The organism is Roseateles amylovorans, from assembly GCF_025398155.2.
GTDB classification, from domain to species: domain Bacteria; phylum Pseudomonadota; class Gammaproteobacteria; order Burkholderiales; family Burkholderiaceae_C; genus Roseateles; species Roseateles amylovorans.
In genome coordinates this window covers 6,233,949-6,254,453 of record NZ_CP104562.2, presented here as the reverse complement: position 1 = coordinate 6,254,453, position 20,505 = coordinate 6,233,949, and the positions used below count along the sequence as shown (strand labels likewise).

Below are 20,505 nucleotides of genomic sequence, written 5' to 3'. Positions count from 1 at the left end.
ATTGTCGGGGCGTCAGCGATGGCAGACTGCCGACCCATGAAACGGCTCCTCCGCGCGTTGTTCCTCCTGCTGTTGCTGGGTCTGACCGGCGCCGCACTGTTGCTGCAGTCTGCGCCCAGCGTGCCCTTGCGCGACCCCTCCGCCTTGGGCGATCAGGTCGCCCAGGCGCATGCGGCCTTCAAGCGCAATGACCCGCGCGGCCAGGCGCCGGGCGTGCGCCCGCTGCGCCTGAGCGAATCCGAACTGGAGGGTCTGCTGGAACTGGGCCTGAACCGGTGGCGACCCGCCCGTGCCGACCTGCGCCTTGCGCCCGGCGAGGCGGAGGTGCAACTGAGCATCGAACTGCCGCTGCCCTGGCGCTGGCGCTGGCGCTGGCGCTGGCTCAACATTGACACCCGTTGGCAGCAGGCGCCGTCGGCCGCGCTGTGGCCGGCGCTGTCGTCGTTGCGGGTGGGGCATCTGCCGCTGCCGGCCTCGGTCAGCGGCTGGCTGCTGCATCAGGCGGCCCGGCAGGCCCTGGGCGAGGACGATCTCAAGCTCGCCCGCGGTCTGCTGCGCGAGCTGATCTTTGAATCCCACGGCGTGGACCTGCGCTATGAGTGGCAGCCGGACACCGCCCGGCAACTGGCCTCGCGCCTGTGGCCCGAGGTCGAACGCGAACGGCTGCGCGTCTATGAAGCCCGTATCGGCGAACTGAGCCAGGCCTATCCGCCGGGGTCGCCGGTGCCGCTCACGCCGTGGCTGGAAACGCTGCTGCGCCTGGCAGCGCAGCGCAGCGAGGGCCGGGTGGACATCGCCGCCGCCGAACACCGCGCGCTGATCCTGAGCCTGGGCCTGTACGCCAGCGGACAGACCTGGGGCCGCTTCATTCCGCAGGCGCGGGAATGGCCTCGCCCGCGTCCGCAGGTGCTGCTGTTGGGCGGACGCGAGGATTTCGCGCTGCACCTGCTGATCTCGGCGGTGCTTGCGATTGAAGGCGGCGGGCCGGTGACTGATGCGATCGGCCTGTACAAGGAGATCGCCGACTCCCGCGGCGGCAGCGGTTTCAGCTTCAATGACCTGGCGGTGGATCTGGCCGGCAAGCGGCTGGGCCTGTTGTCTCAGCAGGCCCCGCTGCGGCTGCAGGGCTTCGCGGCCGGGACGGTGCAGGAGAGCGACTTCACCCCCGCCGTCGCCGATCTGCCGGAGTTCCTCAGCGCCGAGCAGTTCCAGCGCGACTACGGCGGCCCGGATGGTGCGCCGTATCGGGCGCTGATGGCGCGCATCGAGGCGCGGGTGGACGCACTGCCGTGGTTCCGATGACTGCCGGAACGGCCATTCGCCGGCCATCCCGGTCGTTCAACCCTTCTTTGGCGTCGGCTCGCCGCTCTTCTTGAAGTCGGCGGGGACCTTCATCAGCGCGGCGTCCGGCTCGCCCCGACGAATCTGGCGGAGCTGATAGTTCTGCTCGCCGCTGCGGGGATCTCGGTCCTGGCTGCTGACGGTGATCTGCAGCTCGGGCGAGGTCCACACCTCACGGGTGAGGACGATCGGCTTCTCGTTGCCGACCTTGCCCGCCTCGATGGTGCTGGTGAAGCGTTGGCCGGTGAGCTTCAGGCCCTCCACCTCGCGCGGCGGCAAGGCCTCGGGGCGCGACCGCTCCAGGCTGGCTGCCCGTTCGGCCCGCAGCCCGACCGCGGCGGGGATCGGCACCGGCATCGCCGTCGCGTCGGGGCTTTCCATCTGGACGACGCGCAGGTCATGGCCGCCGTCCACCGGTGCGATCACGACGGCACGCGGTGCCATGGGGGGCTGTGGCGGCGCGGGCGGCTGGGGCGGCTCCACCGGCGCGGCACCCATGGTGTTGCGCAGCCGCTCGCCGTGCACCCGGGTCCATTCCTTCATCTGGCGGGCGTACTCGCGCATGCGTTCGGCGTAGTCGCGCTGGCGGGCGGTTTCCTCGCGCCGCGCCGATTCGTCGACGCGTCTGCCCAGGTAGCGGGCCGTCTTGCGTTGCGGGTCGAGCAGCCAGTTGTCGCCGCCCACCGGGTCGCGCAGGTAGATCCATTTGCGGCCCTGGCGTTCGATCTCCTGACGGGTGCGACCCTCCGCATCTCGGCACAGCAGGCTGGTCTGCTGATGGACGATGCGGTTGCCGTCCATCAGCGGCTGCACCGTCTCATGCACAGCCTGGGCGCAATACGGAGCGCCCTTGACGACTTTCTCGCGGGACAGGATCTGGCCGGCGAAGGCGGCGTCCACGGCGATACGGACCTGTTCGGCCACCTGCACCGGCAATTCCGGCGGCAGGGCGGAGGGCGCCGGCGGTGCCGGTGGCGCTGGCGGTCGGTCGGACACGTCGGGCTGGGCCTGGGCGGCCAGCGTGAGGGCGGCCAGCGCCAGGGCAGTGAGAAGCGGCTTCAGGAGGGTCTTCATGGCGGACTCCAGGTCGATCGATCAAGACAGGTGGGGGCTCAGGGCAGCACGCGCATGGCCAGGACATCGCCGGAGGCATGCACCAGCAGTTCGGCATGCACCGGCTCCGCGGCGACGGAGGGGTCGTAGGGCAGCCCCAGCAGCGCCAGCCGCTCGCGGGGGACCTCGGTGGGGACGAGCCAGGCTGTCTCGTTGCCAGCCGCCTGATAGGCGGCCCAGCGGTCGGCGCTGACGAGGACGATGAAGTCACTGCCCCGCGCCACCACCGCCCCGGATTCGCCAGGGGGCGCCAGGCTCAGCAACCAGACGCAGGTGACCAGCACGCTGGCGCACAGCGCCGGACCGGCCAGCGCCCAGCGCCAGCGCGATCGGCGCTGCTGCGCCTGTTGCGCGGAGAAGCCCGCGCGCATGGCCGCCAGCACGGCGGCGTCGCGGTCCGGCGTGGGGCGCTGCTGCTGAAGCTCGCGGGCGCCTGCCCAGAGCCAATCGGCCAGGCGGGTGCGCCGTGGGGCAACAGAGGCGACCGGGGGGAGGTGGTGATCTTTCATCATGTGGACCTTGTAGGGTGTTCGTCGGCGCCTGGGCTGGCGGCGGTCACCGGAGGGACGGCATGGACCGCCCGGCCGGCATGCATCGTGTCCACCGTTGGCACCGTGTGCGCCCTGTCCGCCGTTTGCCCCGCGCCGATGGCGTCGGCGGTCGAGGCGCTCTCCATCGGTTCCCCGCCGGGAGCTGGTGCCGTCAGTGCGGCCAGCAGGCGGGCGCGACCGCGGTGCAGCCGGGTACGGAGGGTGTTGAGTTCAATGCCGGCGATGCGGGCGGCCTCGGCATAGGGGCGTTCCTGCAGGTCCACCAGCACCACGGCTTCGCGGAACGTCCAAGGCAGGGACTGCAGCGCCTCCCACAACTGCGCCTGATCCTGGGCCCGCACCAGTTGCTGTTCCGGCGAATCGACCTGGTCTTCATCGGCCGAGTGCGGGTCCGACATCGGATCGTCGGCCTGGGGCCGGTCCCGCCATCGGCCGAGCAGATGGTGCCGCGCCATGCCGGCGAGGTAGGCGCCGAGGCTGCCTCGTCCCGCATCCCAGCCCTCGGGCCGGGTCGCGAACTGGACGAAGGCCTCCTGCATGGCATCGGCCGCCCAGTCCGGTTGTCTGCACAGGGCCAAGGCATAGCGGTAGACCCCTGGTGATTCGGCGCGGTAGATCGGCTCCAGCGCCGACGCATCGCCTTGGCGCAGGCGACGGACCAGCGCGGCGCTGGCGTCAGGGCCCGTCGATGCCGGGTCCGAATGCGGGCGCGGCGCGGCGCCGGAAGGATCCGCGTTCCCGCCGCGCTCAGCCGGCTGGCCGTCGTCGCGGCCCGCTCGGACGCGGCCCGCCATGCGTGTCCACAGACTCATGGGGCATCCGTCCAGTCAATCCGGCCAAGCGGGTGAGGAGAGGCGAGTGTCCACAGGACCCTCAATGAATTCCATCGCTGCATGACCATATTGCGCGGCCGCGGCAAAAAGTTCCCGGGACTCACAGCATCCCGGCGTGTCCCGCCGCATTGCGCGGACAGAGTTCAGCCCTATGCATCATTGCAACGGTGTGACACCTTTCTGCGACAGCGGGCGGCGTTCGCCCCATGGGCGGATTTGGGGAATGTGCGGTGATCGCAAAGCGATAAATTACCGCATATAGCGGACAAGTGAGCACAGGCTTACGGTTCCAATTTGGTGCATGCGCCGAGTGAAAACCCCAAGTGCGTGCATGGATAGCGAGTCCTACGATCCGCTTCACTCGACGTAACTGCCGTGCGAATGGTGGTTGCCTACGGGGGCTGAGGAGACAAACAAATCAAACCAACACCAACGAATCGCTAGTGACACTGTCACAATTCGCGGGCACCTGTTCAGGTGCCCGCTTTGTTTTTGTGGCCCCATCGTTGATGTTTGTGGCCCGCTTTCGCGAGTCGCATGGCCATGATCGAGTTGTTGACGGTGGCGACAGCCTCCCTGCTGGCTGGTTTCGTCGATGCCGTGGTGGGCGGCGGCGGGTTGATCCTGGTTCCCGCGCTGTTCAGCACTTTTCCCAACGCGGCTCCGGCCACGCTCTTCGGCACCAACAAGGGCGGTGCCATTCTCGGCACGGCCTGGGCCACGCATCAATACGCCAAGCGCGTCACCCTGCCCTGGCGGGCGCTGATGCCGGCGGCCCTTGCCGCCTTGGCGGGCAGCTTCTGCGGTGCGTGGGCGGTGACGCTGGTCAATCCGGACGGGTTGCGCAAGGCGCTGCCGCTGATCCTGCTTGGCGTGCTGCTCTACACCCTGGCGAAGAAGGACCTTGGTCGTCACCATGCCCCGCGTCACAGCCTGGGCACGCAGACGCTGATTGCGTCGGTCATCGGGGTGGTGATCGGGTTTTATGACGGATTCTTCGGACCCGGCACCGGCAGCTTCTTCGTGTTCCTGTTCGTGCGGCTGCTGGGATTCGACTTCCTGCATGCCTCCGCCACCGCCAAGCTGCTCAACACGGCCACCAACGGCGCGGCCTTGATCCTGTTTGCGAGCAAGGGGCATGTGTGGTGGCAGATCGCCGCGGTCATGGCCGTGGCCAACGTGATCGGCAGCCTGCTGGGCACCCGCATGGCCCTGGCGCGCGGCGCGGGCTTCGTGCGCGGCATGTTCGTGGTGGTCGTGTCGGTGCTGATCGTGAAAACCGGATACGACGCTTTCTTGCGCTGAGCGGCGATCGATCGGGCGTTCCGCCAAAGGCGGGATGTCCGCTGGCCTCGCTCCAGCGATACCATTGGATAAACAACCTCTCATCACCATGCCCGTCGATCCACACCTGCGTTCGCTGGACATCGAAATCCCCACCCAGCCTGACGTCCTGGTCAAGCTCTCGCTGCTGATGGCGGATGAAGACATCGACCTTCAGGCCGTCTGCTCCCTGGTGGAGACCGACATGGCCATGGCTGCGGCCGTGCTCAAGGCGGTGAATTCGTCGATGTACGGGCTGCGCGGCCGCGTGCAAACGGTGCATCAGGCGATGACCTACCTCGGCATGCGCGAGGTCGCCGCGATCACCTTCGAAATGGGCCTGCGCGCCGCCTTCCCCCCTGCGGCTGAACTGGGCCCGGTCTGGGACCGCGCCTCCAAGCGCGGCCTGCTGATGGGACGCATGGGGCAGATGCTCAGCGTCGATCCCTGGGCGGCCCACTCCGCAGGCCTGTTCGAGGAGTGCGGCAAGGCGGTGCTGTACCGCCATGCGCCCGGTCACTATCCGGCGATGCTGCGCGCGGCCAGCAGCGACATGGAGCTGGTCCAGCTGGAGCACACCGCCTTCGGCGTGAGTCATGACGCGCTGGGCGCCGCCCTGTGCGAGAGCTGGGGTGTCGCACCGGCGGCGGTGGCCAGCGTTCGCTATCACGTGCAGCTTCAGTACGACCCGCACATGCCCGAAGCCATGCAGCGCCGCGGCGTGGGTGCGATCTCGCTGGTCGCCTGGACGCTGATGAACAACCCCTCCAAGCTCGACGAGACCGTCATGCTGATCGCCCCTCAGGCCCAGTTGGACGAAACCCTCATGCTGCGCGCCGCGCGGCGTGTCGAAGAGCAGTTGGAACAGGCCGAGTCGCGCGGGCGCTGAGCCTGCTCGGGGCGCTGACCAGGGCGCCGATCGCGCCGATCACGCTGATCCCGCCGATCCCGCCGATCCCGCCGATCCCGCAAAGAGGCGCCCAGTACGCCCAGCGTTCGAAGCCCCGCTCAGGAGGCCAGGCACAGCCGATCGCGGCCGGTGTGCTTGGCCAGATACAGGGCCTCATCGGCGGCCTGCATCAGGGCCTGCGGGCTCATGTAGGGATGGCCCGGCTGATAGGCCGCCAATCCCAGGCTCAGGGTCACGATGTCCGCATCCCCGTGACGGCCGCGTGCCGAGGGCCGGGCACCATGCGGAATCGCCAGCTCGCGCCAGCGCTCGCGCATGCCCTCCAGCAAGCCCTGGGCGGTGTCGAGGTCCAGGCCCGGCAGCAGCACGACGAACTCCTCGCCGCCCAGGCGAGCCACCAGGTCGGTGTCGCGCTGGAACTGCTCGCGCAGCACCCGCGCCAGCGCCTTCAGCACCTCGTCGCCCGCCGGTCGGCCGTGGTGCTGGTTGTAGGGTTTGAGGTCGTCCACATCCAACACCGCCAAGGCCAGGCGACCCTGGTCACGCTGAGCCCGCTTGAACTCGCGCCGCAGGGCGATCTCGAATTCCCGCCGGTTGCTGGCGCCGGTCAATGCGTCATGGCGTTCCAACTGCGCCAGTTCCCGCCGCTTGGCATCCAGTGAGCGCTCGGCCTGTTCCAGACGTTGGTGCTGGCGCTCCACTTCGTCGCGCAACTGCCGACCCCGGGACTGTTCCCGCTGCAGCTCGTCGCCCAAGGAGGTGTGGACGTGGGCGAAGGCCTGTTCCAGTCGCAGCAGCTCGGTGGGTGGGTGATCGTCCGGCTCCAACCAAGAGAGCGACTGCGGCGGCAGCGTCGGATCAAAGCGGCTGGCTTCCTCCGACAGCCGCCGCAGGCGACGAAGCAGCCACCGATCCAGCATCGCTGCCCCGATCAAGGCCAGGGCGATCACCAGCAGCAGGTGGATCAAGGTGCTGCGCAGCAGCGGATCGTGGCGCAGCGTGTTGCCCATGGAGGCCACCGGGGCCTGGATCCGCAATGCGCCGGCCTGGCCCAGGGTGAATTCGGTGCGCGGGCCGGGCTCCCCATCCGCGGTGTCGCTCTGGGCGCGGTATTGCTCGCCGGTCTGGGTCAGCAGCTCCACGCTTTGCAGGCCGTGACGTTGCAGGATCTGATGCAGCAGCCCAAGGACCTCATCGGGCCTTTGCTCGATGCTCAGGGTCAGCGGCCCGCCATACAGCGCCGGGATGGCCCGCAACTCCTGATCGAGCTGTGCGGCCCGCCGCTGAGTCTCCTCACGCAGCTGCCAGCCGCTGGACATCACGATCAGCAGCAGACCAAGCGCGAACAGCGCCACCATCGTGCGCGCCCCGACCGAAATACTGATGGCCTTGAAGGTCATGGGTAGGTGCGGGTTCAGTTGCAGCAGCAGGGAACGAGGACCTCGAAATCATTGTGCATGTCACGTGGGGATGGTTTCCTCGGGGAAACGCCAGGGACCACGCCCCCAAAATCAGCGCCATGACACGAAGTTCCCCGCCGCCCAGGTGATCCACGCCTCCGCCGTTCGGGAGATATTCAGGAAGATGAATCGATGACGACAAGCAGCGCGGCACCGGCCTCGCCGAAGCGACCGGGGACGATCGATGACGGCGAGCGCCCGCTGGCTGATGGGACGCTTAGTCGCGGCCCTCGCGGCCCTCGCGGCCGTGGCGGTCGCGCGCCGAGGAGCGTCACCGCCGCCGCGCTGGGCCTGGCGCTGGCCACCGGCGCGCAGGCAGACCCCGGCTACTACCTGGTACGCCCCTACAGTGAACCCGGCCAGACCACGCTGGATCTTCGGTACTGGAGCGTGCAGCCGCCTGATCAGGCGGCCATCCTGTGGCCGGAGGTGGGCCTGCGTCACGGCTTCACCGACCGCTGGAGCAGTGAACTGCTGTTGAGCTGGATCGGCCCCACGCTGCAGTCGCAGTCCCTGTCGTCGATCAACTGGACGCACCAATATCTGCTGACGCAGGGCGACCGGCCGTACGACCTCGGCCTGCATCTGCAGCTCATCCGCAACCGTGACAGGGGGAATGCGGTCGAGGTCGGGCCGCTGTTCCAGGCGGAATGGGGCCTGACGCAGTTCAACCTGAATCTCTTCTGGGCGCATGACGCGGCCGCGCGTCGTCAGAACCAGACCAAGCTGCAATGGCAGGCCCTGCATCGATGGTCGACCGGCTGGCGGGCCGGCCTGCAAGGTTTCGCCGAGCCGAAATCGTGGCGTGCCGGCCCCACCTGGCGCGCGACCCTGGTGCCCGGCCTCGAACTCCAGGCGGCCTGGCTCTGGGGCAACACCTACCGTCGACGCGGCGACATGCTGAGCGCCCAGCTGCAATGGGGCTTCTGATGCGGGGGATCCCGCCTGCCAAGAACGGGGTTGCCCCCGATCATGCGGGTTGCAGCGTTCTCAAGGCGCAGCACAACGGACAGGGGGTGATGGATCACGCTGCTCGATTCCGCGCTTCACTGCTCGGCACTTGCTGCCCGCGCAGGGGTCAGGCGATGTCCGCCAGACGCAGCCCGGTGCGGAAGCGGCGCGTCGCGCCGCTCAGCGGATCCACAAACCCGATCTCCCGCGCCAGCAACTGGAGCGGGCGACTGAAGTCCGGGGTCTCTTCCACCGGTTGAAGCACGGGATAGATGCGGTCGCCCCGCAGCGGCAGACCCAGGCTGTCCATCTGCGCCCGCAACTGGTGTTTGACGCCGCTGTGCGGACGCAGCTCGTAGCGCGCGAGCGTCGGCCCCAGCCGTTCGATCAGGGCGATGTGGGTGAAGGCATTGGGTTCGCCATCGACGGTGCGCATCTGCATGAAGTCCACCGGATGCTCTTCCAGCCGCGTGGCGAGGGACAGGGGCAGCGACAGGTCCTCGCGCCAACCGGCCACCGCCTCATAGACCTTCTCCACCGCGCGATCGCGGAACAGGCGTTGGTAGGCGTCCCGGCTGCCCGGCTGCACCGAGAACAACGTCAGTCCCGCCGTTTCCCGATCCAGACGATGGATCGGACTCAGGTCGGCCAGGCCGGTTGCTCGGCGCAGGCGGGTGAGCAGCGTTTCGCGCACATAGCGGCCCTTGGGCGTGACCGGCAGGAAATGCGGCTTGTCGGCCACCAGCAGGTGCTCGTCCAGGTGCAGGATCTGCGCTTCAAAAGGAATCTCCGGCTCGTCGGCCAGCCAGCGCCAGTAGTAGAGGCGACGATGAGGCTGGTAGAGCGCTTCGGGGGCCAGCGCGTGGCCTTGGTCGTCCAGGACGTCACCGCGTCGCAGCCGCTCGGCCCAGTCCGCGCGGGTGACCAGCGGCAGACGCTCGGCGAGGTAGTCCAGCACCAGCGGCCACGGGCCCGGCGGGCAGGCCAAGGCGCTGGCAGCCACGCCCTCACGCAAGGGCAAGGCCAGTTTGGGCGGACGTGCCATGGCCGCCGTTCAGTCGATCTGCGCCGGCCCGCGCCCGCGCTCGTCCAGGTAGCGGCGCAGGCGCTGATGGTCGTCCGCGTCCAGCGTCGCACCGCCACGCCACGACCGGATCCATTGCTCGCGCTGAGGATCCGCCGCCATCTCGCGCACCGTGCGGTCAATCGCTTCGATGGCACGTCGACCGTCGGGCGTGCGGCTGCAGGCACTGACCGCCACCATCGTGCTGCGACCCTCGGCCAGCGGCAGCTTGGCCAGCTCGGGCGGGCCGGGATGCTGCGTCATGAACTCATCGACCGATGCCGGATAGTCCAAGGTGTAGTCCATGCGGCCGGCCTTGAGCATGGCCAGCAGATTCGCACCCCGCCCCGCCACGACCGCACGCGGCGCCGTGTCAGGCCGTGAAGCCAGCAATTGGTCGATGCGCGGGCCGTAGCTGCGGTTGCGCGGAAGCAGGCCGACCAGTTCGCGGCGCTGCATCAAATCGGCCAGCTTCAGCGGCTGCCCGCCGGCTTCGAAGCGGGCGAGATCGTCCCGCCGCACGATCACATGAATCTGGCGCGACATCATCGGCGGATGCAGCGGGGTGAAGTACAGCCACTGGAGGCGCTCGGGCGTGCGCACATGCAGCACGGTGCACAGCGTTTCGCCCTGGCGCACCTGGGCTTGGAAGCGCGGCAGGCTCAGCTCGACCAGCTCGTGGCGGAACTGTGGCATGCGGGCGATCAGCACCCGCAGGAAGCCGTCCACCTCGCCCTGTCCCAGCTCATCCGGACGCTGCGGCGCCCGACCGTCCCGAAAGCTGAAATGGGGGGGCAGGTCCTGCACCAGCCAACGGATGGTGGCGGGCATCGACGGTGGCTGGGCGACGGTGGCGCGCACCTGCGTCGGGACGAGCGCCACCAGCAGCGCCGCGGTGATGGCGGCGCCTGATCGTGTGTTCAGCGCAAGGGCCCGTGCCGAGCCGATCGCTCGACGCAGGGACCGGGTCAGTCGCCCTCGACCCATTCCACCTTGGCACCCAGCCGGGTGATGTTTTCTGCGAACTGCGGATGCGCACGGCGGACCGGGGTCGCATTGCGGATCGTCGACTTGCCGGGAATGCTGGCCGCCACCATCAGCAGGGCGATGGCCACCCGGATGATGTAGGGGCTCTCGACCTCGGCCGGGCTCAGCGTCTTGCCGCCGAAGGTGACCATCCGGTGCGGGTCGGACAAGAAGGCATGGGCGCCAAACTTCGAGAGTTCGGTGGTCCAGCCCATCGCGCCGTCATAGACCTTGTTCCAGAACATCACGCTGCCCTCGGCCTTGACGCCGAGCGCGACGAAGATCGGCAGCAGGTCTACCGGCAGATAAGGCCACGGCGCGGCTTCCACCTTCTGCAGGATATTGCGGGTGAAGGGTTCCTTCACCTTGAGCTTGCCGTCGACCACCGAGCGGGACCATCCGTCCTCATGAATGATCTGCACGCCGAATTTGGCGAAGGTGCGATCGATCAGCGGGAACTGCTCCGGATGCGAATTCTTGACCCGCACATCGCCGCCGGTGATGGCGCCCAGGGCCAGGAAGGTGACGATCTCGTGGAAGTCTTCGGCGAAGGTGAACTCGCCGCCGCCCAGGGACTTGACGCCGTGGATGGTCAGCCGGGAGGTGCCCAGGCCTTCGAGCCGGGCGCCCAGCATCTGCATGAACTGGCAGAACTCCTGCACATGCGGCTCGCTGGCGGCATTCATCAGGGTGGAGGTGCCGTGGGCCAACGCGGCGCACAGCACGAAGTTCTCGGTGGTGGTGACCGAGGCGTAATCGGTCCAGTGGTCATTGGCCTTGAGCTGGCCGTCCACCTTCAGCAGCAGGCCGTCGCTGGCGCGGTCGACGCTGGCGCCGAAGCGTTCGAACACCTCCACATGCGGATCGATCTCGCGCGCGCCGAGGGTGCAGCCCTTGACGTCGTCCTCGATGCGGGCGGCGCCGAAGCGCGCCATCAGGCCGGGCACCAGCATGATGGAGCTGCGCATTTCTTCGGGCAGGTGGTCCTTGGCCGGATCGAAATGGGTGTCCAGGTGATGCAGGTCGAGGATGCCGGTCTTGAAGTCCACCGACACGCTGCTGCCCAGGTTGCGGAAGACCTCGAGGATCTTCTTCACATCGGTGATCTCGGGCACGCCATGCAATCGCACCGGCTCACGGGTGAGCAGCGTGGCGCACAGGATGGGCAGGACGGCGTTCTTGTTGGCCGAGGGAACGATGCGGCCCTTCAGGGGGGAGCCGCCGTGGACGATGAGGTTGGACATGACGTGGCGCCAAAGGCGAACCAGGAGAGAAGTCGGTGGGCGTGCCGGGATTATCACGGCTGGTGCGATGGTCCGGTGCCCGCGCGGGCCATGCAGACGCATCTTGCCTGGGCCGAGGCATCGGACGCCAGGGGGTCTTTGATCCGGCGGCGGAAGAAAGTTTTCGGCGGTTGATCCTCCGCCCGGACCCCGCGTCGGACGTCGAACTCAGCCCTTCGGATCCAGCCGCTTCGCCCGCGCCAGCCGCCAGGCTTCGGCCGGGTCGTCGCCATACACCTGTTCCGCCGTGGTGGCGGTTTCCTGACGTCGCGTGTCGATCGCGATCCGCTTGTCGAAGACAAAGCACTCGCCCCGCCAGTCCGCATCGGCATCGGGCATCTGCTCGAAGTAGTTGAGGATGCCGCCATCGAGCTGACGTACCGCCAGGCCCTGGTCGATCATCCAGCCCGACAGCTTTTCGCAGCGGATGCCGCCGGTGCAGTACATCGCCACCGTCTTGCCTTCACGCTTCCAGCCGTCCGCATGGGCCGCCACATAGGCCGGAAAATCCCGGAAGTGACGCACGTCGGGATCGATCGCGCCCTCGAAATGGCCCAGCTCGAATTCGAAGTGGTTGCGGTTGTCCAGCACCACCACATCGTCACGCCGGATCAGCTCGCGCCATTCGCGCGGCGAGACATGGGTGTCCCGGGCATCGGCCAGGCCGGTGACGTCCGGCAGCCCGAAGGCCACCAGCTCCGGCTTCTCGTGTACCTTCAGCAAGGTGAAGGGTCGCGTCGCGCAGAAGCTGCGCTTGAAATGCAGGTCCGCAAACTCGGGTTCGGCACGCAGCGCGGCTTCAAAGGCCGCCAGCGCCTGCGGCGGCCCGCCAATCGCACCGGTCACCCCCTCCGGCGCCAGCAGCACATTGCCCCCCACCAAGCGCCCGAGCGCCTCGTAGACATCGCGCAGCCGCTGCGCGAGCGCCCGGGTCTCGCGCAGCGCGACAAACTTGTAGAACGAGCTGTGCTCATGCGCCGGCCCTGAGGCGGCATCTGTCGGGGCGGTGGGTGCGATGGGATCGGACATGGGGGACAGGCGCGTCACGCCGGGTACTTCTCGAAGATTGCCGGGGCCGCGCGCGACCCGCGGCCGTGACAGGTCACACGTAAAGGGCGGAATCGAGGGCCGACTCCTTCGGCCACAGCGCCAGGCCGCCGGCCAGGGTGAAGGCCGCCTCATGGCCGAGACGGCGCAGCGCCAGCGCCGCCTGCGCACTGCGGTTGCCGCTGCGGCAGAAGAACACCAGGGGCTGGTCCGCCGGCAGGGACAGCCATTCGGGCAAGGCGTCCACCAGCCGCGACAGCGGCGTGGCCTGCAGCCGATGGCCCGCGCCGCGTTCCGGCAGGTCGGGCAGCAGGCTCAGGCGCTGTTCGTAGGGCTCGCGCACATCGATCAGCCGGGCCTGGGGATGGCGCTCCAGCAGATCGCGCAAGGCCGCGATGTCGACCTCGGTGTCGACCTCGAAACGGCGGCTGTCGACGCGGGCGCCGCAGGCCATGGTCTGGTACTCGGTCAGCGCGAGGTGGCGCTCCAGCCCGGCCTTGGCGGCGGCGAAGGCCTGCGCATCCAGCGTGCCGCGCAGGGCATGGGCCAGCAGGGGCTGGAGCGCGGATTCCGCGCTCAGGGTGCTGGCGAAACGGTTGTCATAGTCATGGGCCGGCGCCAGGACGCAATGCGGGCCGACCACCTCCGCCAGCTGGCGCAGCGAGTCGCGGTACGCCAGTGGGGCGCTCTGGTCGAAGTCGCTGCGGCCCAGCGCACCGGGCATCACCATGTCGCCGACGAAGGCGGTGGTCAGGCCCTGCGACTCGTGCAGCAGGTAGGCGGTTGAATCCTCGGTGTGACCCGGGATCGGCAGGCGGGTGAGGCGCCGATCGCCCAGGACCAGGGCCGTGAGCCGCTCGTGGCGGCCGTCAGCCAGCGGCCAGCCCAGGCCATCCACCTCGCCGGGCGTGAGCAGCTCTGGTACCGCCGCGCGCAGCGTGGCCGCCGATGAGGCATGGTCGCCATGGCTGTGGGTGTCCAGCACGGCGGCCAACGCATAACCCTGACAGCGCAGCCATTGCGACAGCCGGTCGTTCAACTCCGGCAGCGGATCGATGACGACGCAGCGTCTGCTGGCGGCATCGGCGATCAGCCAGCAGCAGGCCCCATCGACGACGAATCGGGTCACGCCGTCGGCGGGCAAGGGCTGGTTGCCCGTGGGGCTCAGGCAGTTTTCCCGCAAGGCCTCACCGCAGGCGCGGATCCGGGCACAGGCCTCGCGAATGAAGGCGTCGTCCGCGGCCGGGCCGAAGGACAGGCGCACCGCGGAGGCCGTCTGCGAAGCGGGCAGCCCCATCGCCTCCAGCACATAGCTGGGTTGGGCCTTGGCCGCGCTGCAGGCGGAGCCGCCGCTCACCCGGACGTCGGCCGCGTCGAACAGGTCCAGCAGCAGCTTGGAGCTCAGGCCCGGGACCGAGAAATTCAGCGTGGTCGGCAGGCACAGCGCCGGCGGCGCATTGAAGCGCAGGTCGGGGAAGGCCTCGCGCAGGGCCAGGGTGAGCCGGTCGCGGTAGGCCAGCAGCGTGGCGCCGTCGCGGAAGTCACGGCCTTCTTCGAGTGCCGCCAGCACCGCGCCCAGCGCGGCAATGCCCGACATGTTTTCGGTGCCCGAGCGCAGCGCGCTCTCCTGTCCCCCGCCGGCCAGCAGCGGTGTGAAGGGCGCGCCGGCACGCACATACAGCAGGCCGATGCCCTTGGGCGCATAGAGTTTGTGACCGGAGAACGGCGCATAGTCGATGCCCCGTGCCTCCAGTTGCAGCGGCAGTTTGCCCAGGGCCTGGACCCCGTCGACCATCCAGAATGGGCGGTGTGCCGTGCGGTCCGAGGGCGCGCCGATGTCGGCGATCACTGCGGCAATGCCCTCCAGGTCGCTGATGACGCCGGTCTCGTTGTTCGCCGCCATCGTGCAGATCATGCCGGCCTGGGCGGCGTGAGCGCGCAGCCAGTCGAGGTCGTGCCGGCCATCCTCGCCGACCGGGATGGCCTTGACCTCCAGGTCCAGGCCCAGCAGGCGGTTCCAGTGGCGCAGCGCCTCGGGCACCGCCTTGTGTTCGGTGGCGCCGTAGAGCAGCCAGCGGATGTCCGCCGTGGCGCCCTCCGAGCTCGCACGTCGCTCCCGCAGTGCGCCCAGTGCGGACAGCACCGCCGTTTGGATGCCTTCGGTCGCGCCGCTGAGGAACAGCAGCTCCCCAGTGTTCAGGCCCAGCACGCGACGGGCCCGTGCGCGTACGGCATCCATCAACGCCCGCGCCTTCAATCCCGTGCTGTGGATGCTGCTGGGATTGCCGAAGTCCTGGTCCATGACGGCCAGCGCGGCGGCGCGGGCCTGGGCCAGCACCGGGGTGGTGGCATTGGCGTCGAGGTAGATTTCCATGGGCGATGCGGCCGGGCGGCCTCTCTGGACGGTGGGAAACGGGGCGAGCAGACACCGCAGCCCGGCGCCCGCCCCCGACCGCGGGTTCTCCACGGCGGGCGCGGCGGACCCGGCGGGTGCGGCGCAAGGCGCCATGGTAGCGGGCGATGGCCGGCTGCGGCATCGCCGCAGGATGGACGGAGGCGCAGCAGCGCACGGGCGGGCGAACCCGGATTGGGCATGGCGGTTGCCCGCCTAGAATCCGCTCCCTTTGGTTCCCACCACGCCGCCGTGTCCGATCGCCTTGCCGTTCTCCCGCAATACCTGCTGCCCAAGCGGCTGCTGACCCGCTTGGCCGGCCGGCTCTCCAGCGCGGAACTCGGCGGTTTCACGACCTGGACCATCCGTCGGTTCATCGAGCGCTACGGCGTGAACATGGCCGAGGCGGTGGAGCCCGATCCCGCGGCCTATCCCACGTTCAACGACTTCTTCACCCGGGCGCTCAAGCCGGATGCCCGGCCGCTGGCCGATGCGCCGCTGATCTGTCCGGTGGATGGCGCCATCAGCCAGTTCGGCCCGATCCGGGCCGATCAGATCTTCCAGGCCAAGGGTCACCAATACTCGACGACGGCGCTGGTCGGTGGCGACCAGCAACTGGCCGCGCAGTTCCGGGATGGTCATTTCGCGACGCTCTACCTCAGCCCGCGCGACTACCACCGCATCCACATGCCCTGCGCTGGACGCCTGCTGCGGATGATCCATGTCCCGGGCGACCTGTTCTCGGTCAATCCCACCACCGCGCGCGGCGTCCCGGGCCTGTTCGCCCGCAATGAGCGCGTCGTCTGCGTGTTCGAGGGCGAGCACGGGCCGTGGGTGCTGGTGCTGGTGGGGGCGACCATCGTCGGCTCGATGGCCACGGTGTGGCACGGCATGGTCAATCCGCCCCGTCCGGGCCGGGTGCGCCAATGGCATTACGAGGACCAGGCCTTCCGCTATGCGCAGGGCGCCGAGATGGGCCGCTTCCTGCTGGGCTCGACGGTCGTGATGCTGTTCCCGCAGGGGCCGCTGCAGTTCAATCCGGGCTGGCAGCCCGGCGGCGCGATCCGTCTGGGCGAGGCGATGGCGACGCGGGGCTGAGCGCCGGCCTGTGGCCATTGCGCCAGCGGCTGTCGCCGCTGCCCGGCCTTTGCGGGAGAATCGGCGTTTTGCGAACCGTAGCGAACGAGCTCCCATGACCCTGCGTGTCCTGACCGGCATCACCACCACCGGCACCCTGCACCTCGGCAACTATGTCGGCGCGGTGCGCCGTGCCATCGAGGCCAGCCGCGAGCCCGGCGCCGAGAGCTTCTTCTTCATGGCCGACTACCACGCGCTGATCAAGTGCGACGAGCCGGACCGCATCGAGCGCTCGCGCCTGCAGATCGCCGCCACCTGGCTGGCTGCCGGCCTGGACACCCAGCGTGTCGTGTTCTATCGCCAGAGCGACATCCCCGAGATTCCCGAGCTCACCTGGCTGCTGACCTGCGTCACCTCCAAGGGTCAGATGAACCGGGCGCATGCGTACAAGGCGTCGGTCGATGCCAACCTGGCGGCCGGCGAGGATCCGGACGCCGGCATCACCATGGGCCTGTACAGCTACCCGATCCTGATGGCGGCGGACATCCTGATGTTCAACGCCCATCGCGTGCCGGTGGGCAAGGACCAGGCGCAGCACATCGAGATGGCACGCGACGTGGCCCAGCGCTTCAATCACACCTTCACCCAGGGCCGCGACCTCTTCGTGCTGCCCGAGGCCAGCATCGACCAGGAGATGGAGCTGCTGCCCGGGTTGGACGGCCGCAAGATGTCCAAGAGCTACGACAACGTCATCCCGTTGTTCGAAGGCGGCGCCAAGGCCTTGCGCGAAGCGATCTCCAAGATCGTCACCGACTCCCGTCTGCCGGGAGAACCCAAGGAGACCGAGGGCTCCCACCTGGTCCAGATCTACGACGCCTTCGCCACGCCCGCGCAGCGCCTGGCTTTCCGCGAGGCGCTGCGGGCCGGCCTGTCCTGGGGCGAAGCCAAGGATCAGCTGTTCGCGGTGATCGATGCCGAAATCGGCCCGATGCGCGCCCAGTACGACGAGCTGATGGCCCATCCGGAGCGCATCGAAGCCATCCTCATGGAAGGCGCAGCCAAGGCGCGCGCCCTGGCCGCGCCGTTGCTGCAGCAGGCGCGGGAAGCGGTGGGCCTGCGTCGCTTCCAGCCGCTGGCGGCGCCGGTGGCGGCGGCGGCGAAGGTCAAGTCCGCGCTGCCGACCTTCAAGCAATACCGCGAGTCCGACGGCCTGTTCTATTTCAAGCTGCTGGCGGCGGACGGTGCCTTGCTGCTGCAAAGCCAGGGCCTGGCCCAGGGCAAGGACGCCGGCCAATGGGTGTCGCGACTCAAGCGCGAGGGGACGGCGGCCTTGGCCGACGCACCGGTCACCCGCGAGGGCGATGTGTCGGTGCTCGACGAGGCCCTGGCGGCCCTGGTCGCGGCCGAGCTGGAAGCGGCGGCCCGCAAGGGCTGAACCGCCGGCGGTGCTGGCGAAGGCGCCCTTGCGCGGCGCCGCTGAACCCGCCCTTCGTACGCCGATTCGGGTCTCAGCGTACGCTGCGATCAGGGAACCCCGAGAACTCGATCACGCACATCGCCGGAAACCGCTCGATCGTGTGCCGCCTCAGGCCGTAGTCTCCGAGACTTTCGAGGCTTTCAGGCGTTCCTTTGAGCCGTCGATCCAAGGCGTCCGACCGAGACGTCTGTCGGAAGCGTCTGCCGCAGGCGCCTTCCGCATCGCTTTGCACCCCATCACAACAAGGAGACCTGTCGATGTCCGCTCCCCGTCTTTCCGCCGATACCCTGGCGCTGCAGCGCCTCTATCACTGGGAGCAGGACGCGCCGACGCGCGTCGCGCTGCGCCAGCCGATGGGCGGCAGTCGGGTGCAGGATTTCAGCTGGGGTGAACTGGGCGATCAGGTGCGCCGGATGGCGGCTCACCTGAAGACCCTGGGTCTGGAACAGGGGTGGGAGCCGGGGGCGCGGATCGCGATCCTGTCCAAGAACTGCGCCTGGTGGCTGATGAGCGACCTGGCGATCTGGATGGCCGGTTATGTGTCGGTGCCGCTGTATCCCACGCTGGCCGCCGACACCGTCTCGCAAATCCTGACCCACAGCGAAGCCAAGCTGTTGTTCGTCGGCAAGCTGGACGGCTGGGACGGGATGAAGGCCGGGGTCCCCGCTTCGCTGCCCTGCATCAGCTACCCGGTTTCGCCCGAAGAGACGCTGGACGATTACGACACCTGGGACGCCATCTGCTACGGCACCGATCCGCTCAAGGGCAACCCCACCCGCGGCGCGGACGAGTTGGCCACCATCATCTACACCTCCGGCACCACCGGCATGCCCAAGGGCGTGATGCACACCTTCGGCAGCTTCGCCTGGGCCATCCAGTCCGGCCTGAAACGGGTCCCGCTGAGCGAGGACGACCGCATGCTGTCCTACCTGCCGCTGGCGCATGTGGTGGAGCGGGTGCTGGTGGAGCACGGCTGGTTGCGCACCGGCATGCTGGTCTTCTTCGCCGAGAGCCTGGAGACCTTCGCCGCCGATCTGCAACGCGCGCGGCCCACCGTCTTCTTCTCGGTGCCTCGTCTGTGGACCAAGTTCCAGCAAGGGGTGCATGCCAAGCTGCCACCCCGGAAGTTCGATCTGCTGACCCGCCTGCCGATCATCGGCGGACTGGTGCGTCGCAAAATCCTCAAGGCGCTGGGCCTGGACCAGTGCCGCCTGGCCGCCGGCGGTGCGGCACCGATGCCGGTCGCGCTGTTGAAGTGGTACCGCGAGCTGGGCCTGCCGATCAACGAGGGCTACGGCATGACCGAGAACCTGGCGGTCTCCCACATCACCGTGCCCGGCAAGGACCAGACTGGCAGCGTCGGCCCGGCCTATGACGGCGTGCAGACCCGTCTGGACCCGATCACCGGCGAGCTGCAGATGAAGAGCCCGGCACTGATGCTGGGCTACTACAAGCAGGCCGAACTCACCCAGGAGACCCTGACGGCCGATGGCTGGCTGCACACCGGCGACAAGGCGGAGATCTCCGACAAGGGCGCGCTGGCGGGCTGCGTGCGCATCACCGGACGGGTCAAGGATCTGTTCAAGACCAGCAAGGGCAAGTATGTGTCGCCGGCGCCGATCGAGGACCGTCTGGCCATGAACCCGGCCCTGGAGGCCTGCGCGGTGACCGGCGCCAATCTGGCGCAGCCGATCGGCATCGCCATGCTGTCACCCGAGGCCGTGCGCCGCGCGGCACAGCCCGGCACCCGCGAACAGTTGGTCGCCGAACTGGAGCGGCATCTGCAGGCGGTGAACGCCAAGCTCGATCCGCATGAGCAACTGGACTGCCTGGTGGCCGTCAGCGCGCCGTGGACCGTCGACAACGGCCTGATCACCCCCACCTTCAAGGTGCGCCGCAACCGCATCGACGAGCTGTACGGCCCCCGCATCGACGGCTGGCTGGCGCAGCGTCGCAAGGTCTTGCTGGTCGACTGAGTCGACGGCCCGGCGATCGGGGCATGATGGGCGGATGAAACGCGGCTCCCTCAAACGATGGGCCGCCCTGATCAAGGGCGAGCTGCTGACCGTCTTCTATGCGGTGCGCGACCGGGAGGCCCCCTGGCCCGCACGCCTGGTGGCCCTGGCCGTGGCGGCCTATGCGCTCAGCCCCATCGACCTGATTCCGGACTTCATTCCGTTGCTGGGCTGGCTGGACGATCTCGTCCTGGTGCCCGCGGGCTTCTGGCTGGTGCTCAAGCTGATGCCCGCGCCGGTGATGGCACGGGCCCAAGCCCGCGCTGCGGTGCAGCGCGACAGGCTGCCTCGCATCCTTCGCTTGGCAGCCGCCGGCTTGGCGCTGTGGCTGCTCACGCTGATCGGCCTGCTGGTTTGGTGGTTGGGCTAAGGCGCCGTGGCGCGGCTGAAAATCAACGTTGCGCCTATTGAAGTCTGTTGAAGGCCGAGCGCTCACAATTTCCCGGGGTTTGATGTCCGGGTTTTGTCGGACTGCGCTGATTTTCCCCTTCCGGGTTTCCGCATCGATTTTCTGGCTCGCCCAAATAAAAACCCTTTCCGGAGATGGGAGTATCTCCAGAAAGGGTTTGAAGAGTCGGCGAAAAGGGGGTCGGTGGCGGTGAGGAGGAGTGCGGAGAAACCGCCACTGACCAGGGCCGAAGCC

Annotated in this window: 17 protein-coding genes; 8 read left to right on the top strand and 9 right to left on the bottom strand. The window is 68.6% G+C overall.

The features are described 5' to 3' along the window. Nucleotides 1-36 precede the first annotated feature (36 nt). On the top strand, nucleotides 37-1,302 hold the full coding sequence (locus N4261_RS25845; RefSeq protein WP_261758122.1) for a YfiM family lipoprotein: 1,266 nt from the start codon (nucleotides 37-39) through the stop codon (nucleotides 1,300-1,302). 36 nt (nucleotides 1,303-1,338) lie between these two features. Here the strand turns inward: N4261_RS25845 and N4261_RS25840 are convergent, their stop codons facing one another. Genes N4261_RS25840 through N4261_RS25830 form a run of 3 tightly spaced genes read right to left on the bottom strand, consistent with a single transcriptional unit; the run spans nucleotide 1,339 to nucleotide 3,817 of the window. Then, the gene (locus tag N4261_RS25840; protein WP_261758121.1) at nucleotides 1,339-2,415 is read right to left on the bottom strand and encodes a hypothetical protein; all 1,077 of its coding nucleotides are present in this window, start codon (nucleotides 2,413-2,415) and stop codon (nucleotides 1,339-1,341) included. Nucleotides 2,416-2,453: 38 nt separating this feature from the next. Then, nucleotides 2,454-2,966: a hypothetical protein gene (locus tag N4261_RS25835; RefSeq protein WP_261758120.1), complete on the bottom strand. Its 513-nt coding sequence runs from the start codon at nucleotides 2,964-2,966 to the stop codon at nucleotides 2,454-2,456. Further along, complete coding sequence (locus N4261_RS25830) at nucleotides 2,963-3,817, bottom strand: RNA polymerase sigma factor (RefSeq protein WP_261758119.1); 855 nt, start codon at nucleotides 3,815-3,817, stop codon at nucleotides 2,963-2,965. Before N4261_RS25830 ends, N4261_RS25835 begins: the two co-directional genes overlap by 4 nt. Before the next feature lie 564 nt (nucleotides 3,818-4,381). Between N4261_RS25830 and N4261_RS25825 the strand changes: the two genes are divergently transcribed. Together N4261_RS25825 and N4261_RS25820 are read left to right on the top strand one after the other, a co-directional pair. Then, the gene (locus tag N4261_RS25825) at nucleotides 4,382-5,143 is read left to right on the top strand and encodes a sulfite exporter TauE/SafE family protein (RefSeq protein WP_435531981.1); all 762 of its coding nucleotides are present in this window, start codon (nucleotides 4,382-4,384) and stop codon (nucleotides 5,141-5,143) included. Nucleotides 5,144-5,231: 88 nt separating this feature from the next. Then, nucleotides 5,232-6,050 (top strand): HDOD domain-containing protein, encoded by an 819-nt coding sequence (locus N4261_RS25820; protein WP_261758118.1) that lies wholly within the window; start codon nucleotides 5,232-5,234, stop codon nucleotides 6,048-6,050. A gap of 119 nt (nucleotides 6,051-6,169) precedes the next feature. On the opposite strand, the gene N4261_RS25815 is transcribed toward N4261_RS25820, so the two are convergent. Beyond that, nucleotides 6,170-7,471: a GGDEF domain-containing protein gene (locus N4261_RS25815; RefSeq protein WP_261758117.1), complete on the bottom strand. Its 1,302-nt coding sequence runs from the start codon at nucleotides 7,469-7,471 to the stop codon at nucleotides 6,170-6,172. 192 nt (nucleotides 7,472-7,663) lie between these two features. Here N4261_RS25815 and N4261_RS25810 point away from each other — a divergent pair, with 192 nt between their 5' ends. Further along, nucleotides 7,664-8,461: a hypothetical protein gene (locus tag N4261_RS25810; RefSeq protein ID WP_261758116.1), complete on the top strand. Its 798-nt coding sequence runs from the start codon at nucleotides 7,664-7,666 to the stop codon at nucleotides 8,459-8,461. Between the two features lie 148 nt (nucleotides 8,462-8,609). Here the strand turns inward: N4261_RS25810 and N4261_RS25805 are convergent, their stop codons facing one another. The 5 genes from N4261_RS25805 to N4261_RS25785 all read right to left on the bottom strand — a co-directional run bounded on the left by N4261_RS25805 (nucleotide 8,610) and on the right by N4261_RS25785 (nucleotide 15,275). Continuing rightward, on the bottom strand, nucleotides 8,610-9,527 hold the full coding sequence (locus tag N4261_RS25805; protein ID WP_261758115.1) for a pseudouridine synthase: 918 nt from the start codon (nucleotides 9,525-9,527) through the stop codon (nucleotides 8,610-8,612). 9 nt (nucleotides 9,528-9,536) lie between these two features. Beyond that, nucleotides 9,537-10,532, bottom strand: a complete 996-nt coding sequence (locus N4261_RS25800) for a TIGR02285 family protein (protein WP_261758114.1) — start codon at nucleotides 10,530-10,532, stop codon at nucleotides 9,537-9,539. Continuing rightward, on the bottom strand, nucleotides 10,514-11,815 hold the full coding sequence (locus N4261_RS25795) for a UDP-N-acetylglucosamine 1-carboxyvinyltransferase (RefSeq protein ID WP_261758113.1): 1,302 nt from the start codon (nucleotides 11,813-11,815) through the stop codon (nucleotides 10,514-10,516). The genes N4261_RS25800 and N4261_RS25795 overlap by 19 nt, the downstream gene beginning before the upstream one ends. 207 nt (nucleotides 11,816-12,022) lie before the next feature. Further along, on the bottom strand, nucleotides 12,023-12,883 hold the full coding sequence (trhO, locus tag N4261_RS25790; RefSeq protein WP_261758112.1) for an oxygen-dependent tRNA uridine(34) hydroxylase TrhO: 861 nt from the start codon (nucleotides 12,881-12,883) through the stop codon (nucleotides 12,023-12,025). Nucleotides 12,884-12,956: 73 nt separating this feature from the next. Further along, nucleotides 12,957-15,275, bottom strand: coding sequence for an aminotransferase class V-fold PLP-dependent enzyme (locus N4261_RS25785; RefSeq protein WP_261758111.1), 2,319 nt, complete (start codon nucleotides 15,273-15,275; stop codon nucleotides 12,957-12,959). Between the two features lie 270 nt (nucleotides 15,276-15,545). On the opposite strand from N4261_RS25785, the gene asd reads away from it, so the two are divergent. From asd to N4261_RS25765, 4 genes are all read left to right on the top strand, one after another. Then, nucleotides 15,546-16,391 carry an archaetidylserine decarboxylase gene (gene asd / locus N4261_RS25780; RefSeq protein WP_261758110.1) on the top strand — a complete coding sequence of 282 codons (846 nt, stop codon included), beginning with the start codon at nucleotides 15,546-15,548 and terminating at the stop codon, nucleotides 16,389-16,391. A gap of 94 nt (nucleotides 16,392-16,485) precedes the next feature. Next, a complete protein-coding gene (locus tag N4261_RS25775; RefSeq protein ID WP_261758109.1) occupies nucleotides 16,486-17,805 on the top strand; it encodes a tryptophan--tRNA ligase in 1,320 nt (439 codons plus the stop codon). Nucleotides 17,806-18,104: 299 nt separating this feature from the next. Continuing rightward, the gene (locus tag N4261_RS25770; RefSeq protein WP_261758108.1) at nucleotides 18,105-19,823 is read left to right on the top strand and encodes an AMP-binding protein; all 1,719 of its coding nucleotides are present in this window, start codon (nucleotides 18,105-18,107) and stop codon (nucleotides 19,821-19,823) included. A 34-nt stretch (nucleotides 19,824-19,857) separates the two neighbouring features. Further along, the gene (locus N4261_RS25765) at nucleotides 19,858-20,232 is read left to right on the top strand and encodes a YkvA family protein (RefSeq protein ID WP_261758107.1); all 375 of its coding nucleotides are present in this window, start codon (nucleotides 19,858-19,860) and stop codon (nucleotides 20,230-20,232) included. The last annotated feature ends 273 nt before the right edge of the window (nucleotides 20,233-20,505 follow it).